Source organism: Orrella sp. 11846 (assembly GCF_048820935.1).
GTDB lineage: Bacteria > Pseudomonadota > Gammaproteobacteria > Burkholderiales > Burkholderiaceae_B > Algicoccus.
Window position 1 is genome coordinate 84831 of record NZ_JBMERD010000011.1, and the last position, 15770, is coordinate 100600.

At 48.3% G+C, this 15770-nt stretch carries 29 protein-coding genes; 1 reads left to right on the plus strand and 28 read right to left on the minus strand.

Features of this window, described 5'->3' with window-relative positions; translation table 11 throughout:
- Positions 1-135: 135 nt before the first annotated feature.
- The 17 genes from ACOI06_RS10410 to rplN all read right to left on the minus strand — a co-directional run bounded on the left by ACOI06_RS10410 (position 136) and on the right by rplN (position 8478).
- Positions 136-1122 carry a DNA-directed RNA polymerase subunit alpha gene (locus tag ACOI06_RS10410; protein ID WP_420662512.1) on the minus strand — a complete coding sequence of 329 codons (987 nt, stop codon included), beginning with the start codon at positions 1120-1122 and terminating at the stop codon, positions 136-138.
- Positions 1123-1235: 113 nt separating this feature from the next.
- The gene (gene rpsD, locus ACOI06_RS10415; protein ID WP_420662513.1) at positions 1236-1859 is read right to left on the minus strand and encodes a 30S ribosomal protein S4; all 624 of its coding nucleotides are present in this window, start codon (positions 1857-1859) and stop codon (positions 1236-1238) included.
- Between the two features lie 11 nt (positions 1860-1870).
- Positions 1871-2269, minus strand: coding sequence for a 30S ribosomal protein S11 (gene rpsK / locus ACOI06_RS10420; RefSeq protein ID WP_420662514.1), 399 nt, complete (start codon positions 2267-2269; stop codon positions 1871-1873).
- Positions 2270-2281: 12 nt separating this feature from the next.
- Positions 2282-2647 carry a 30S ribosomal protein S13 gene (rpsM, locus tag ACOI06_RS10425; protein ID WP_420662515.1) on the minus strand — a complete coding sequence of 122 codons (366 nt, stop codon included), beginning with the start codon at positions 2645-2647 and terminating at the stop codon, positions 2282-2284.
- A 34-nt stretch (positions 2648-2681) separates the two neighbouring features.
- Positions 2682-2795 carry a 50S ribosomal protein L36 gene (rpmJ, locus tag ACOI06_RS10430; RefSeq protein WP_026349781.1) on the minus strand — a complete coding sequence of 38 codons (114 nt, stop codon included), beginning with the start codon at positions 2793-2795 and terminating at the stop codon, positions 2682-2684.
- Positions 2796-2825: 30 nt separating this feature from the next.
- Complete coding sequence (gene infA, locus ACOI06_RS10435) at positions 2826-3044, minus strand: translation initiation factor IF-1 (protein WP_420662516.1); 219 nt, start codon at positions 3042-3044, stop codon at positions 2826-2828.
- Between the two features lie 9 nt (positions 3045-3053).
- Entirely contained in the window at positions 3054-4376 is a 1323-nt protein-coding gene (secY, locus tag ACOI06_RS10440; protein ID WP_420662517.1) for a preprotein translocase subunit SecY, read from the minus strand.
- Between the two features lie 15 nt (positions 4377-4391).
- Positions 4392-4823: a 50S ribosomal protein L15 gene (gene rplO, locus ACOI06_RS10445; protein WP_420662541.1), complete on the minus strand. Its 432-nt coding sequence runs from the start codon at positions 4821-4823 to the stop codon at positions 4392-4394.
- Between the two features lie 22 nt (positions 4824-4845).
- Positions 4846-5031, minus strand: coding sequence for a 50S ribosomal protein L30 (rpmD, locus tag ACOI06_RS10450; RefSeq protein WP_420662518.1), 186 nt, complete (start codon positions 5029-5031; stop codon positions 4846-4848).
- 3 nt (positions 5032-5034) lie between these two features.
- The gene (gene rpsE, locus ACOI06_RS10455; RefSeq protein ID WP_420662519.1) at positions 5035-5553 is read right to left on the minus strand and encodes a 30S ribosomal protein S5; all 519 of its coding nucleotides are present in this window, start codon (positions 5551-5553) and stop codon (positions 5035-5037) included.
- An 18-nt stretch (positions 5554-5571) separates the two neighbouring features.
- Positions 5572-5937: a 50S ribosomal protein L18 gene (gene rplR, locus ACOI06_RS10460; protein ID WP_420662520.1), complete on the minus strand. Its 366-nt coding sequence runs from the start codon at positions 5935-5937 to the stop codon at positions 5572-5574.
- Between the two features lie 21 nt (positions 5938-5958).
- Positions 5959-6492: a 50S ribosomal protein L6 gene (gene rplF, locus ACOI06_RS10465; protein WP_420662521.1), complete on the minus strand. Its 534-nt coding sequence runs from the start codon at positions 6490-6492 to the stop codon at positions 5959-5961.
- Between the two features lie 12 nt (positions 6493-6504).
- Complete coding sequence (rpsH, locus tag ACOI06_RS10470) at positions 6505-6900, minus strand: 30S ribosomal protein S8 (protein ID WP_420662522.1); 396 nt, start codon at positions 6898-6900, stop codon at positions 6505-6507.
- Positions 6901-6911: 11 nt separating this feature from the next.
- On the minus strand, positions 6912-7217 hold the full coding sequence (gene rpsN / locus ACOI06_RS10475) for a 30S ribosomal protein S14 (protein ID WP_420662523.1): 306 nt from the start codon (positions 7215-7217) through the stop codon (positions 6912-6914).
- Positions 7218-7228: 11 nt separating this feature from the next.
- On the minus strand, positions 7229-7768 hold the full coding sequence (gene rplE / locus ACOI06_RS10480) for a 50S ribosomal protein L5 (RefSeq protein WP_420662524.1): 540 nt from the start codon (positions 7766-7768) through the stop codon (positions 7229-7231).
- 10 nt (positions 7769-7778) lie between these two features.
- Positions 7779-8099, minus strand: coding sequence for a 50S ribosomal protein L24 (rplX, locus tag ACOI06_RS10485; RefSeq protein ID WP_420662525.1), 321 nt, complete (start codon positions 8097-8099; stop codon positions 7779-7781).
- Positions 8100-8109: 10 nt separating this feature from the next.
- Positions 8110-8478 carry a 50S ribosomal protein L14 gene (gene rplN, locus ACOI06_RS10490; RefSeq protein WP_420662526.1) on the minus strand — a complete coding sequence of 123 codons (369 nt, stop codon included), beginning with the start codon at positions 8476-8478 and terminating at the stop codon, positions 8110-8112.
- A 426-nt stretch (positions 8479-8904) separates the two neighbouring features.
- On the opposite strand from rplN, the gene ACOI06_RS10495 reads away from it, so the two are divergent.
- Positions 8905-10332, plus strand: a complete 1428-nt coding sequence (locus ACOI06_RS10495) for an NAD-dependent succinate-semialdehyde dehydrogenase (RefSeq protein WP_420662527.1) — start codon at positions 8905-8907, stop codon at positions 10330-10332.
- Between the two features lie 97 nt (positions 10333-10429).
- On the opposite strand, the gene rpsQ is transcribed toward ACOI06_RS10495, so the two are convergent.
- From rpsQ to rpsJ, 11 genes are all read right to left on the minus strand, one after another.
- Entirely contained in the window at positions 10430-10708 is a 279-nt protein-coding gene (gene rpsQ / locus ACOI06_RS10500; protein ID WP_420662528.1) for a 30S ribosomal protein S17, read from the minus strand.
- Between the two features lies 1 nt (position 10709).
- Positions 10710-10901, minus strand: a complete 192-nt coding sequence (gene rpmC, locus ACOI06_RS10505) for a 50S ribosomal protein L29 (RefSeq protein ID WP_420662542.1) — start codon at positions 10899-10901, stop codon at positions 10710-10712.
- Between the two features lie 21 nt (positions 10902-10922).
- Positions 10923-11339, minus strand: a complete 417-nt coding sequence (rplP, locus tag ACOI06_RS10510; RefSeq protein WP_420662529.1) for a 50S ribosomal protein L16 — start codon at positions 11337-11339, stop codon at positions 10923-10925.
- A 2-nt stretch (positions 11340-11341) separates the two neighbouring features.
- Positions 11342-12142 (minus strand): 30S ribosomal protein S3, encoded by an 801-nt coding sequence (rpsC, locus tag ACOI06_RS10515; RefSeq protein WP_420662530.1) that lies wholly within the window; start codon positions 12140-12142, stop codon positions 11342-11344.
- 9 nt (positions 12143-12151) lie between these two features.
- Positions 12152-12481, minus strand: a complete 330-nt coding sequence (rplV, locus tag ACOI06_RS10520; protein WP_420662531.1) for a 50S ribosomal protein L22 — start codon at positions 12479-12481, stop codon at positions 12152-12154.
- 2 nt (positions 12482-12483) lie between these two features.
- Positions 12484-12759: a 30S ribosomal protein S19 gene (gene rpsS / locus ACOI06_RS10525; protein WP_420662532.1), complete on the minus strand. Its 276-nt coding sequence runs from the start codon at positions 12757-12759 to the stop codon at positions 12484-12486.
- A gap of 11 nt (positions 12760-12770) precedes the next feature.
- Positions 12771-13598 carry a 50S ribosomal protein L2 gene (gene rplB, locus ACOI06_RS10530; protein ID WP_420662533.1) on the minus strand — a complete coding sequence of 276 codons (828 nt, stop codon included), beginning with the start codon at positions 13596-13598 and terminating at the stop codon, positions 12771-12773.
- Positions 13599-13895: a 50S ribosomal protein L23 gene (rplW, locus tag ACOI06_RS10535; protein WP_420662534.1), complete on the minus strand. Its 297-nt coding sequence runs from the start codon at positions 13893-13895 to the stop codon at positions 13599-13601.
- Positions 13892-14515: a 50S ribosomal protein L4 gene (gene rplD, locus ACOI06_RS10540; protein WP_420662535.1), complete on the minus strand. Its 624-nt coding sequence runs from the start codon at positions 14513-14515 to the stop codon at positions 13892-13894. The genes rplW and rplD overlap by 4 nt, the downstream gene beginning before the upstream one ends.
- Before the next feature lie 3 nt (positions 14516-14518).
- Entirely contained in the window at positions 14519-15208 is a 690-nt protein-coding gene (rplC, locus tag ACOI06_RS10545) for a 50S ribosomal protein L3 (RefSeq protein ID WP_420662536.1), read from the minus strand.
- Positions 15209-15392: 184 nt separating this feature from the next.
- Positions 15393-15704 (minus strand): 30S ribosomal protein S10, encoded by a 312-nt coding sequence (rpsJ, locus tag ACOI06_RS10550; RefSeq protein ID WP_420662543.1) that lies wholly within the window; start codon positions 15702-15704, stop codon positions 15393-15395.
- Positions 15705-15770: the final 66 nt, after the last annotated feature.

The following is a 15770-nucleotide window of genomic DNA, read 5'->3' on the forward strand; positions in this document are numbered from 1 at the left end:
AGTTTTTCCTATTGAATCTTGAAATTGTCTCTTCTTTCGGACATGCCGCGGGACAATTTTAGTTTTGTTAAAAGTTAAGAACTACAAACGCGGCTTTGACAACTGTCATCAGCCGCGGTACTGCAATTTACACGATTATGGGTGCTCAAGTCCAGCAGGTGGCCAGTTTTCGAGCTTCATACCCAAAGTCAAACCACGAGCAGCCAGAACCTCCTTGATTTCATTCAAAGACTTACGACCCAGGTTTGGTGTTTTGAGGAGTTCATTTTCGGTGCGCTGAATCAGATCACCAATGTAGAAAATGCTCTCGGCTTTCAAGCAGTTCGCAGAACGAACTGTAAGTTCCAGATCATCAACCGGACGCAGCAACACAGGATCAATCTGCGGTGTGCCACGGGCAGGTGCTTCATAGGATTCACCAGCACCTTCGAGTGCAGCAAACACAGCGACCTGATCCATCAGAACACGTGCAGCTTGGCGAACCGCTTCCTCAGGTGAAATCACACCGTTGGTCTCAATGTCCAATACCAGTTTGTCCAGGTCAGTACGCTGTTCAACTCGGGCGTTTTCAACGTTGTAGCTAACGCGACGGATTGGGCTGTAGGATGCATCAAGCACAATACGACCAATTGTTGCACTGCGGTCTTCAGACAATGCACGAACGTTACCAGGTACGTAACCACGACCTTTTTCAACACGAATTTGCATTTCGAGATTACCCGAATCAATCAGGTTGGCAATCACGTGATCGGGATTAATAATTTCCACGTCATGTGGCAATTCAATATCTGAAGCCTTTACAGGGCCTTCACCTTTTTTACGCAAAGTCAGTGTGACTTCATCGCGACCCAGCAACTTGAACACCACGCCTTTAAGATTCAGCATGATATCCACGACATCTTCAGTTACACCGCTAATTGTGGAGTACTCATGTACAACACCAGTGATCTGAACTTCAGTAGGCGCATAGCCTGTCATCGAGGACAACAAAATGCGACGCAGCGCATTGCCCAGTGTATGACCATAGCCACGTTCAAAAGGCTCCATAATCACTTTGGCGTGATTATCTTCAATCACCTCGACTTCAATCGAGCGTGGCTTCAAAAATCCTTGAGTGGACATTGAGACGATTCCTTATTCAATACCCTCGGCTCGTTACACCGATAAGGCTGATGGAAACCGGTATTCCGGTCAATGAGAAAAAGACGGGACTTGAATCAGTCCCGCCGTGGTCATTAGCGTGAGTACAATTCCACGACCATGGATTCGTTGATATCGCGAGCGACATCAGCGCGGTCTGGAACTTGTTTAAAGACGCCAGACAGTTTGCTTGCATCTACTTCGACCCACTGTGGGAGTCCGATGCCAGTTGCCAATTCAAGCGCTTCTTGAATGCGAACTTGTTTTTTCGCTTTTTCACGAATTGAAACAACATCACCAGCTTTCAACAACATGGAAGCGATATCAGCGGTACGGCCGTTCACTTCGATCGAACGGTGCGTGACCAACTGACGTGCTTCTGCACGTGTTGAGCCAAATCCCATGCGATACACGATGTTATCCAGACGTGATTCAAGCAATTGAATCAAGGTCTCACCGGTATTACCACGGCGACGATCGGCTTCTTTAAAGTATTTACGGAATTGTTTTTCCAAAACACCGTACATACGCTTGAGTTTTTGCTTTTCGCGAAGCTGCAAACCGTAGTCAGAAGTACGTGATCCTGATGTACGACCGTGTTGACCCGGTTTGGAATCGATTTTGCATTTTGATTCCAATGGGCGACGGGCGCTTTTCAGGAAAAGATCAGTACCCTCGCGACGCGAGAGTTTACATTTAGGTCCAATGTAACGTGCCATTTGAACAGTCCTTAAATACGACGACGCTTAGGCGGGCGGCATCCATTGTGCGGGAGAGGTGTGATGTCGGAAATGCTGGAAATACGGATTCCCAAAGCATTCAGTGCACGCACTGAAGACTCACGACCTGGTCCAGGCCCTTTGATCTGAACTTCGAGGTTTTTGATACCACATTCGATCGCAGCCTTACCTGCCGCTTCAGCAGCAACCTGTGCAGCAAAAGGTGTCGATTTACGTGAACCCTTAAAACCTGCACCACCAGATGTTGCCCAGGACAGTGTGTTGCCCTGACGGTCAGTAATGGTAATGATCGTGTTGTTGAAAGAAGCATGGATGTGCGCGATGCCATCCGCAATGTTCTTTCTGACTTTCTTGCGCACTCGAGATGCGCCGGAACCGGCCTTTGCCATCTTGAGATCTCCTTATTTTTTCAAGCTAGCCGCAGCGCGACGTGGACCTTTACGGGTACGTGCGTTGGTGCGGGTACGTTGACCGTGTACAGGCAGACCACGTCTGTGGCGCATGCCTCTATACGAACCCATGTCCATCAGTCGTTTGATTGACAGCTGAACTTCACGACGAAGATCACCTTCAATCATAAACACACCGACATGCTCGCGGATGCGTTCGAGTTCTTCATCCGTTAGATCCTTAACTTTTTTAGTTGTAGGAACTGAAGCGGACTCACAAATCATACGAGCACGAGTACGTCCGATACCGAAAATTGCGGTCAAACCGATTTCGGTGTGCTGATGGGGCGGAATGTTGATGCCAGCAATACGGGCCATGGCTTTTCCTTAGATAATTATCATTGCAACCAGATCAACCCTGGCGCTGCTTGTGACGGGGATCGGTGCAGATGACTCTCACCACACCGTGACGTTTAATAATTTTGCAGTGTCTGCAAATACGTTTGACCGATGCCATAACTTTCATGAATGACTCCTATCGTCCTTGTCTGTTCAGTCACTTAGACCGGAACACAATCCTAGCGCGAGTCAGATCATATGGCGTGAGCTCCACAGTGACCTTGTCGCCCGGTAAAATCCGGATGTAATGCATACGCATCTTGCCTGAAATATGGCCAAGTACCATATGACCATTTTCTAGCTTGACGCGAAATGTCGCGTTCGGGAGGTTTTCAACAACCTCACCTTGCATTTGAATAACGTCGTCCTTTGACATTCTTTTCGCTTATCTCATTGGTAAGTTAGTGCCTTTGAAGTTGGCCTTCTTCAAGAGCGACTCATACTGATGGGACATCAGGTAGGCTTGCACCTGGGCCATGAAGTCCATTGTGACCACCACAATGATCAGCAGGGATGTTCCACCGAAATAGAATGGAACGTTCCAACGCATGACCAAGAATTCGGGCAGCAAACACACCAGTGTGATGTAGAGCGCCCCGGCCAATGTCAAACGGGTCAAGATTTTATCAATAAATCTAGCCGTTTGCTCCCCCGGACGAATTCCGGGAATTAAAGCACCACTACGCTTCAAATTATCCGCAGTTTCTTTACTGTTAAAAACCAACGCAGTATAGAAAAAGCAAAAGAAGATAATTGCAGAGGCATAGAGCGTGATGTACAGAGGCTGACGTGGTGCTAAAGCAGCCGCCAAATCAGTCAACCACGCGAAGTGTTCACCGCTTGCAAACCAGCTACTAATCGTGGCTGGAAACAAAATAATTGATGAAGCAAAGATTGGTGGAATCACACCAGCCATGTTCAGCTTAAGTGGCAAGTGTGATGTCTGACCAGCATACATCCGATTGCCCACTTGTCTCTTGGCATAGTTCACGGTGATCTTACGCTGGCCTCGCTCGACAAGCACAACAAATGCAGTCACAGCAACAACAAGCACAAGAATAAACAACGCAGACAACACGGACATTGCGTTGGTTCTCACCAATTCAAACAGTCCAGCCAACGCTGAGGGAAGTCCAGCAACAATTCCGGAGAAAATGATGATGGAAATACCGTTACCAATACCACGCTCGGTGATCTGTTCACCCAACCACATCACAAACATCGTGCCTGTGACAAGCGTCACAATTGTGGTTACACGGAACATGATGCCTGGCTCAATAACCAGTCCCGGCTGCGCTTCTAACGCAACAGAGATTCCCACCGCTTGTACAAACGCCAACAAAACGGTTCCATAGCGCGTGTACTGCGTAATCTTGCGTCGTCCTGCCTCACCTTCTTTCTTAATAGCCTCAAGAGAAGGTACAACGGCCGTCATCAACTGCATGATAATGGAAGCCGAAATGTAAGGCATGATTCCGAGCGCAAAAATCGAGAATCGTGAAAGCGCGCCACCAGAAAACATGTTGAACAGACCCAGAATTCCACCTTCGTTCTGACGGAATAAATCTGCCAGAGCTTCGGGATGAATTCCAGGAACTGGAATATGTGTTCCGAGGCGATAGACAACAAGAGCCATGATGAGGAATCCAAGACGTTTGCCTAGATCCCCATAACGTGCGCCTGTTTTACCGGTTGCCTGAGTAGCCAATCTTAAACTCCGCAATTAAGCGATCGAACCGCCAGCGGCTTCAATGGCTGCGCGTGCACCTGCGGTCACACCCAAGCCTTGGATCGACACTTTACGTGTCAACTCGCCTGATTTAAACACTTTCGCAAAACGAACTGTCTCGCCAACCACACCAGCTTGTTTCAAAGCTGCTAAGTCAACGTTATCAACGTTCATTTTCTCGAGATCAGAAAGACGTACTTGTGCTGTGAATGCTTTCACGCGGCTAGTAAAGCCACGCTTTGGCAAGCGACGGTACAAAGGCATTTGACCGCCTTCAAATCCGACTTTATGAAATCCGCCTGAACGTGATTTCTGACCTTTATGACCACGACCTGCTGTCTTACCGAATCCGGAACCGACGCCCCGACCGACACGACGACGCTCGTGCTTGGCACCTTCTGCAGGTGCCAGTGTATTAAGTTGCATATCCGACATGGTCTAAATCCTCTTAGACTTCGGAAACTTCGAGGAGATAATCCACTTTACGGATCATGCCCCGAACTTCCGGCGTATCGTTAAGTACCCGCGAGCTGTTAAGGCGTCGCAGTCCCAAACCGCGTACTGTGTCGCGGTGGTCTGCTTTGGTGCCAATAACTGAACGCACCAGCTTGACCTTGATCTGCTTTTGTGCCATGTCTTACCCCAGAATCTCTTCAACGGACTTGCCACGCTTAGCTGCCACCTCGGAAGGTGTCATTGCTTGGCGAAGACCATTCAGTGTTGCACGAACTAGGTTGTAGGGGTTACTGGAGCCCAAGCTCTTAGCAACCACGTCACGAACGCCCAACACTTCAAAAATAGCGCGCATCGGACCACCTGCAATCACACCGGTACCTTCTGATGCGGGCGAAATCAGAACCTTGGAGGCTCCGTGACGACCAACAACAGCGTGGTAAACAGTGCCGTTATTCAAGGGCACTTTAAACAAATCACGACGAGCTTGCTCCATCGCTTTTTGTACAGCCACAGGCACTTCACGTGCTTTACCTTTACCCATACCAACGCGTCCATCGCCGTCACCTACAACGGTCAGGGCGGCGAAACTCATCGTACGACCACCTTTAACCACTTTGCTGACGCGATTGACCGCAATCATTTTTTCGCGAAGACCGTCATCACGCTCTTCCTGGGCATGTCTGCCTTGTGCTCTAGCCATTTGACTTTCCCTCGCCTATTAAAACTTGAGACCGGCTTCACGAGCTGCTTCGGCAAGAGCCTTCACACGCCCATGAAAACGATAGCCTGCACGGTCGAACGCAACTTGTTCGATACCGGCTGCTTTGGCCTTTTCAGCAACACGCTTACCAATGATGGCAGCGGCTGAAGTATTACCACCACGACCCGTTTCAGATGCTAACTGCTGACGAATTTCTGCTTCGTTTGTCGATGCAGAAACCAACACGCGGTCTCCATCAGGTGTCGTAATGTTTGCATAAATATGTTGGTTCGAGCGGAACACTGCCAGCCGGTGCATACGCAACTGAGCGATTTTCCGGCGTGTTGGTACCGCGCGACGCAAACGAGATGTTTTCTTATCCATAACTTATCCTTGTCGGCGCGATTATTTCTTCTTGGTTTCTTTGAGCACGATATGCTCATCTGCATACCGAACACCTTTGCCTTTATAGGGCTCGGGTGGACGAAAACCACGAATCTTAGCCGCAGCCTGTCCAATCACCTGCTTATTTGATCCTTTCAGAACAATTTCAGTCTGAGTTGGGCACTCAGCCTTCACACCTTCTGGTAGATCAAAAATGATGTCATGGGAAAAACCAAGTTGCAACTTCAAAGCATTGCCTTGAGCTTGCACGCGGTATCCAACGCCAACCAAATTCAGTTTGCGCTCAAACCCTTTGCTAACGCCTGTCACCATGTTGGCAACCAACGCGCGCAAAGTACCTGACATCGCCTTTGCATGACGTGAATCATCAGCAACAGCAAAGGTCAACTTACCATCTTCCTGGTTGATAACAACCTCACCACCCAAATCCTGAGTCAAGGTGCCCAAAGGACCTTTAACTGTAATCAGATCAGCTGTAATTGTTGTCTCAACGCCTTTAGGAATCTCAACTGGGTAATTAGCAATACGTGACATTCTTAATCCCCCTTACGCGACGTAGCAAAGCACTTCGCCACCGATACCGGTTGCACGCGCTTTTCTATCAGTCATCACGCCGTGAGACGTTGAAATAATTGCCACACCCAAACCATTCATCACTTCAGGAATTGATGTGCGGTTACGATAAATCCGCAGTCCCGGACGTGAAACACGTTCGATTCGCTCAATAACTGGGCGACCGGCGTAGTATTTCAGTGTGATCTTCAGCTCAGGCTTCTTAGGATCGCCAACGACTTCATAGCCATCAACATAACCTTCGTCCTGCAACACTTTAGCAATCGACACCTTGACTTTCGAACTAGGCATCGAAACGGTCGGCTTATCGACCATTTGCGCATTTCTGATACGCGTCAGCATATCTGCGATTGGATCGCTCATACTCATGATGTATTCTCCTACCAGCTACCCTTGGTCACGCCGGGGATTTCACCCTTCATGGCCAATTCGCGCAATTTGTTACGACCCAATCCGAACTTACGGAACACGCCACGGGGCCGGCCAGTAATAGCGCAGCGATTGCGAACGCGTGTTGGACTCGCATTACGGGGAAACTGCTGCAATTTCAGACGCGCTTCATAACGCTCTTCATCCGACTTAGATTGGTCGTTGATAATGGCCTGCAGCGCACTACGCTTAGACGCATACTTTTCGACCAGCTTTTGCCGTTTAACATTACGGTTAATCAGTGAAAGTTTTGCCACTTGATTGCCTCTTAATTACGGAACGGGAAGTTAAATGCACCAAGCAGTGCTCTTGCTTCCTCGTCAGATTTGGCGGTTGTCGTGATATTGATATCCAAGCCGCGCAGAACGTCAATCTTGTCGTACTCAATCTCGGGGAAAATGATTTGCTCTTTCACACCGAGGCTGTAGTTACCACGACCGTCGAACGATTTTGCGGACACACCACGAAAGTCGCGAACGCGTGGAAGTGCCACGTTGATTAAACGATCCAAGAATTCGTACATTTGACGACCTCTCAAGGTCACCATGCATCCGATTGGATAACCATCACGAATTTTAAAGCCGGCGATTGACTTACGGCTCTTGGTAATAACTGGCTTCTGACCCGCAATTTTCGACATATCAGACAGCGCGTGCTCAATAACCTTGCGATCGGCAACTGCTTCTGAAACACCCATGTTCAGGGTTATTTTCGTGATGCGGGGCACTTCCATAATGCTTTTGTATTGAAATTGGTCTTTCAACTGCTGACGAACCGTTTCAAGATACTGTGTTTGTAAACGTGCCATTTTCTATTCCTTACGCTTTGGCGCCGATCACTTCGCCACTTGAGCGAAAGACACGCACCTTACGACCATCAACTTCTTTAATACCAACACGGTCAGCTTTGCCGGACTGTGGGTTGTAGATGGCCACATTGGAAATGTGAATTGGCATGTTTTTTTCAACGATGCCGCCTGGCAAACCTGCCATTGGGTTCGGACGTGTATGTTTCTTAACGACGTTGATACCTTCGACCAACACACGTTCCGTACCAACGCGACTTAGCACCGTGCCACGACGACGCTTGTCTTTGCCTGTCAGAACGATGACTTCGTCACCTTTACGAATCTTTTCCATTTCTTGCCCCTTACAACACTTCTGGAGCGAGTGACACGATCTTCATAAAGCGCTCTGTACGCAGCTCACGTGTTACTGGTCCAAAAATCCGTGTACCAATTGGCTCGAGCTTGGCGTTCAACAATACGGCTGCATTGCCACCAAAGCTGATCAGCGAACCGTCGCGGCGACGCACGCCTTTTGCGGTACGCACAACAACGGCGTTATAAATCTCACCTTTTTTTACGCGGCCACGTGGAGCCGCTTCTTTGACGCTTACTTTAATAATGTCGCCAATGGCGGCATAGCGTCTACGTGAACCACCAAGCACCTTGATGCACATCACGGAGCGTGCACCTGTGTTGTCGGCCACGTTTAGCGTGGTCTGCATTTGAATCATGATTTATCCTGTTCCAACTTAATTCGTAAGCTTTGCCTACGTATCAGTTTTGGTCCCGTCAGGCCTATGGCCCTGGGTCGAATTCGTTAGACATCCGCTTTGACTACTCATTGTGAAATAGCAATCAGAAAACGGGTGCATTTCTCTTCCATACCATACGATTTGCTCACATAAACCATATGATTTCCCATGGAAGTCTTCCAATATAACTTGTTTTTTGTTTGAATGCAAGTAGTTAATTGACAACTCTAATGTATTTCCATCATACAAGTCGCTTGTAAGTCACAACTGAACACCCACGCTAACTCAACAGAGAAAACTAATCTGTATTTCGTCTATCAATTATTGTGAGTTATTCACCCTACTGCTGTAATTCCTTGTACCATCACAATGACACACAACACGAACTTTTTTGAATGGCAAACTATGTATCCAAATCAAACCCTATACATTGATGGTCAATTTATAGCGGCCGATGGTCGCGAAACCCAGCCAATTATCAACCCCGCTAACCGCGAAGTTCTCGGACATTTGCCCCATGCAACAACTGAAGATCTTCAGACAGCCCTAGAAGCTGCAGATAGAGCATTTCAGTCATGGAAACACTCTTCTCCCATGGAGCGTTCAGCAATCTTGCGCAAGGTAGCCCAGTTGACACGTGATCGTGCACCAGAGATTGCACGAAACATGACACTAGACCAAGGTAAGCCTCTTGCTGAATCCATGGGCGAACTCATCAGCTGCGCTGATCACGCAGACTGGCATGCAGAAGAATGTCGCCGAATTTATGGGCGTATCATCACTCCGAGATCACCCGATGTACGCCAAATGGTCTTGCGCGAACCAATCGGAGTATGCGTGGCATTTACGCCATGGAACTTTCCTTACAACCAAGCTATCCGTAAAGTCGCAGCCGCGATCGGTGCCGGTTGTACTATCGTCCTTAAAGGACCAGAAGACTCTCCCAGTGCTGTTATGGCAATTGCACAAATGTTTCATGATGCAGGTTTGCCACCCGGTGTATTGAACCTTGTTTGGGGTGATCCACCAACCATCTCTGACTACCTGATTCGATCACCGATTTCCCGCAAGGTCTCGTTTACTGGTTCTGTACCTGTCGGTAAACAATTGGCAGCCTTGGCTGGTGCTCATATGAAACGCATCACGATGGAACTGGGTGGACATTCACCAGTGATCGTATGCGAAGATGCGAACATTGAGTTGGCCGCAAAAATGCTTGCCAAATTTAAGATCCGTAACGCTGGTCAGGTTTGTGTCTCACCTACTAGATTCTATGTGCAGCGCAAAGTCTTTGATCCATTCCTTGAAGCATTTACTGATGTTCTTAAAAACGTCAAAACTGGTGATGGTTTAGCTGAAGGTGTGGAAATGGGTCCACTCGCACACGAACGCCGAGTCCCAGCAATCAGTGGATTTATTGACGATGCACTTCAACATGGTGGAAAAGTCGTCTTAGGCGGTGAGCCACTACCTGGTAACGGCTTCTTTTTCCCACCAACAGTCGTTGTTGATATTCCGGACAACTCTAAACTCATGCAGGAAGAACCCTTTGGACCAGTGGCTCCATTGGTTCCTTTTGATACGATCGAAGAAGTGACCAAGCGTGCTAATAGCTTGCCTTTTGGTCTGTCTTCTTACGTATTTACCAATTCACTGCAAACTTCGACCAAACTTTCTAACGATTTAGAAGTTGGTATGGTCAATATCAATCACTTTGGTAGCGCCTTACCAGAAACACCATTTGGTGGTGTCAAAGATAGTGGTATTGGCAGTGAAGGTGGTAGCGAAACATTTGATGGCTATTTGGTCACAAAATTTGTTACACACGTCTGATAAAACGTGGCTGTGTTTTCCAAATGCAGTCACACATTAAACGACCAACAAAAAACGCGACATTAAGTCGCGTTTTTTGTATCTTACTACCAGTAACTTAAATGACTCTTGCTGCCTCAACGAGAGCAGTCACACGCCATGACTTGTTACGTGAAATCGGACGGGATTCCGCGATTTCAACCGTGTCGCCTTCGTTGTACTGGTTATTTTCATCGTGCGCCTGGTACTTAGCAGAGCGCTTGACGAACTTACCTAACAAAGGATGTTTAACACGGCGTTCCACAAGAACGACGACTGTTTTGTCCATTTTGTTACTGACTACCTTGCCTGTCAGCGTACGCTGACGCTTGGCTGGGGTGGCTTGGGTTTCACTCATATCAGGCTCCCGCTTTTTCTGTCAGCACTGTACGAACGCGTGCAATGTCGCGACGCACCTTTTTCAGTTCGCTACTGTTCGTCAACTGCTGAGTTGCTTTCTGCATACGCAGACCAAACTGAGCCTTTAACAAGCTTTCTAATTCGGTCTTCAGCTCGCTGACGTCTTTTTCGCGTAATTCGCTAGCTTTCATCATGTATTCCTTTGTGTGTACTTAACCGCCAAGTTGACGGGTCACAAATGTAGTGGAGAAAGGAAGCTTGGCGGCAGCCAGACGAAACGCCTCTCTTGCCAATTCCTCGCTAACACCTTCCATTTCGTACAGCACTTTGCCTGGCTGGATTTCAGCAACCCAGTACTCTGGGTTACCCTTACCGCTTCCCATACGAACCTCGAGAGGTTTTTTGGAAATTGGCTTATCCGGAAATACACGAATCCAAACACGACCACCACGTTTAATGTGACGGTTGATGGCTCGACGTGCTGCTTCAATCTGACGTGCTGTCAAACGACCACGTCCTGTGGCTTTAAGTCCAAACTCACCAAATGAGACTTGCGTGCCGCGAGTTGCCAGACCGGTGTTTCGGCCTTTTTGCTCTTTACGATATTTTCTGCGTGACGGTTGCAGCATGTTTATTCTCCTTCAGATACAGCCGCTTCTGGTCGCGCGCCAGTTCCACCGCGACGGTTTCCACGTGTGTTTCTACCTGGGCCCGATGGACGACCTGGACGATCACCGCGGGGACGACGGTTTCTGCGTGGTTCATCTTCACGTGAAGGTGCGACTTCAACAGGGAGTTCGCCGTTAGGCAGCATTTCACCCTTGTAAACCCAGACCTTAATTCCGATCAGACCATATGTTGTATGCGCTTCAGAAGTACCGTAGTCAATATGAGCACGAAGTGTATGCAGAGGCACTCGGCCTTCGCGATACCATTCGGTACGGGCAATTTCGATACCATTCAAACGACCAGAGCTCATGATTTTGATGCCCTGTGCGCCTAAACGCATCGCATTTTGCATCGCACGTTTCATTGCACGGCGAAACTGAATGCGCTTTTCAAGCTGTTGCGCAATAGAATCCGCGATCAACTGTGCATCTGTTTCTGGCTTGCGGATTTCTTCGATGTTGACATGAACAGGAACACCCATCAAACGCTGAAGGTCAGCTTTGAGTGTTTCGATGTCTTCACCACGCTTACCAATCACAACACCTGGACGTGCGGAATAAATCGTAATACGAGCATTCTTAGCAGGACGCTCAATCACAACACGTCCAACTGAAGCTGCTTTAAGTTTCCGTTTCAAATACTCGCGAACCCGAACGTCTGAAATCAGAAGGTCGCTAAAATCCTTATCGGAAGCATACCAACGTGATCCCCAGTTCTTGGTTACAGCGAGGCGGAACCCAATCGGGTTAATTTTCTGACCCATGGTGACTCCTTAAGCGCCGACCTTGACGGTGATATGGCAGGTTTGTTTTTCAATGCGATTCCCACGACCTTTTGCTCGTGCGGAGAAACGCTTCAATGACTGCCCTTTATCAACGTAGATCGTCGTAATCTTGAGTTCATCAATGTCGGCACCGTCATTGTGCTCGGCATTGGCAATTGCTGACTCAACAGCCTTTTTGATGATGACCGCAGCTTTCTTGTTCAAGAAAGTCAGTGTGTCAATCGCTTGAGCAACGGGTTTGCCCCGGATCATGTCGGCAACAAGTCTAGCTTTTTGTGCAGAGATGCGCACGCCACGAATAACTGCTGTCGTTTCCATGCTTATCTCCTGCCTTTCTTGTCTGCGACGTGACCTTTAAAGGTGCGTGTCAAAGCAAATTCACCAAGCTTGTGACCAACCATGTTCTCGTTAATGTAAACAGGAACGTGTTGACGACCGTTGTGAACTGCAATCGTTAAGCCAATAAACTCAGGCAAAATCGTTGAACGACGTGACCAAGTTTTAATGGGTTTTTTACCTTTTTCCGCGATCGATTCCTCAACCTTTTTAATAAGGTGAGCATCGACAAACGGACCTTTTTTAATCGAACGTGACATTTTTCGTCCTCTTATTTGCGCTTACGACGCTGGACGATCATATTGTTCGTCCGTTTGTTGCGACGGGTGATGAAACCCTTAGTCGGGGTACCCCATGGGCTCACTGGTTCGCGGCCTTCACCGGTCTTACCTTCACCACCACCGTGTGGGTGATCGATTGGGTTCATGGCGACACCACGGACCGTTGGGCGAATACCACGCCAGCGATTTGCACCAGCTTTACCGATCTGACGCAGGCTATGGCTTTCATTGCCCACTTCACCGATCGTTGCACGACATTCGATATGAACGCGGCGAACTTCACCGGAGCGCAAACGCACTTGAGCGTAAGTACCTTCACGTGCCAGCAAAATTGCTGAAGCACCTGCGGAACGAACCATCTGAGCGCCTTTACCAGGAATCATTTCAATGCAATGGATCGTGGAACCGACAGGGATATTACGGATTGGCAATGTGTTACCAGCACGAATCGGAGCATCAACGCCCGACAACAGAACTGTACCCACTTCCAAACCACGTGGAGCAATAATGTATCGTCTTTCACCATCAGCGTAGCAAAGCAAAGCCAAGTGTGCTGTACGGTTAGGATCGTATTCCAAACGCTCAACACGTGCTGGAATGCCGTCTTTGTTACGACGGAAGTCAACAATACGATATTGCTGTTTATGACCACCACCACGATGACGTATCGTGATGTGACCATTATTGTTACGGCCTGAACCGCGTTTTTTGCTGGAAGTCAGACCGTCAACGGGTTTGCCTTTATGCAAACCTGGTGTGACAACTTTGAGCATTCCACGGCGACCTGGTGAGGTCGGCTTCGTTTTAATGAGGGCCATTTAATTCACCTCCGCGAAGTTCAGCTCTTGACCGGGTTTCAACACCACGTAGGCTTTCTTTTCGTTACGGCGACGACCAACAAAGCGCCCAAAACGCTTTTCTTTGCCTTTACGAATGAGAACCTGTACAGAGTCCACTTCGACCTTAAACATCATCTCAACCGCCGCTTTAATTTCCGGCTTTGTTGCATCTGCTGCAACGCGGAAAACGATCTGGTTGTTCTTTTCAGCGACGTTTGTCGCTTTCTCCGTCACAATTGGAGCGAGGAGAACTTGCAATAAGCGTTCGTTGTTCATCCCAACATCTCCTCAAGTTGTTGAACCGCAGCTTTCGTGATCAGAACCTGGTTGTAATGAATCAACGAAAGTGGGTCAGCATATCTAGGCTCGACAACTGCAACGTTTTTCAAGTTACGTGTTGCGAGGTAGACGTTTTCATCCATCGAGTCTGTAATGATCAGGACAGAGTCCAACAAACCCATGCCGCGCAGTTTTTCTGCAGCTAACTTGGTTTTTGGAGATTCCAACGTGAAGCTATCAACAATCGCGACGCGATCTTCTCTAACCAATTGCGACAAGATTGAACGCACACCTGCGCGATACATTTTCTTGTTCACTTTATGGCTAAAGTTTTCATCGGGCTTGTTGGGGAATGTACGACCACCCCCACGCCACAATGGTGAAGACGCTGCACCAGCGCGGGCGCGTCCTGTACCTTTCTGACGCCAAGGCTTTTTCGTTGAATAACTAACTTCCGAGCGATCTTTTTGTGCGCGGTTACCAGAGCGAGCGTTTGCCTGATAGGCAACTACGACCTGGTGAATCAGTGCTTCATTGAAGTCACGACCAAAAACAGTTTCTGGAACGCTGACTGTTGAAGCTGCGCCACCTTGCTCATTCAGGAGCTTAATATCCATTCTTTACGCTCCTTTCTTAAGAGGGGTTTTAACGGCGTGACGAACAACGATATAGCCATCGTTGTGACCAGGCACGGCGCCTTTCACCAAAAGGAGGCCACGTTCTGCATCAACGCGAACAACGCTCAGATTTTGCACTGTGCATGTGACATCACCCATGTGACCAGACATTCTCTTACCTGGAAACACACGACCGGGATCTTGAGAGTGACCAATTGATCCAGGTGCACGGTGTGAAATCGAGTTACCGTGAGAGGCACGTTGTGAACTGAAATTGTGGCGTTTGATTGCCCCTGCGTACCCTTTACCAATGGTGGTACCAGTGACATCAACTTGTTGACCTTCTGTAAAAACAGACTCAACGGTCAGCACTGCACCGGGCTCGTACTCTGCAACCAATGCTGCATCGAGACGGAACTCTTTCAAGACAGCAGCGGATTCTACGCCGGCCTTGGCAAAGTGACCTGATTGGGGTTTGTTAATACGAGAAGCTTTACGCTCGCCGAAAGCGAGCTGAATCGCGGCGTAACCGTCTGATTCTTGAGACTTGACTTGGGTTACGCGATTATTGGACACGTCCAGTACTGTTACAGGGATAGAGACGCCATCCTCTGTAAAAATACGAGTCATGCCAACCTTGCGACCCACAAGCCCTGGCCGATGAGCGGCCGGCGTCTGTGTCGGGTTCGACATTCTTCTATACTCCCGGGTTAAACCCGTTACCCAACTTCGATTGGTTGGGGATAGGTAAATTCTGCATCTCAGCGGACTGAGTGCACTTCTTTTAAACCTGTCATAGGATTAACCCTACGACAGGTAGCCTGACAGTGTAGCAATTTTCTTACAACTTAACAAGAACTTCTAAAACAAAATGTTGTTATTGCAATGCAATTTCAACATCAACACCTGCAGGTAGATCTAAACGCATCAATGCATCGACCGTTTTGTCAGTGGGATCCACAATATCCATCAAACGTTGATGGGTACGCATTTCCAACTGATCACGTGATTTTTTGTTCACGTGCGGAGAGCGCAAAATGTCATAACGGCGAATCCGCGTTGGAAGTGGGACGGGACCACGAACAACAGCACCAGTACGTTTTGCTGTATCAACAATCTCTGCAGCTGACTGATCGATTAAGCGATAGTCGAAAGCCTTCAAGCGGATTCTAATTTTTTGACTCTTCATTTTGTTTCCAAAGAACGATGAGCGGATGCGGCTTACACCACACCCGCCAGATTTAAAACCTGATAA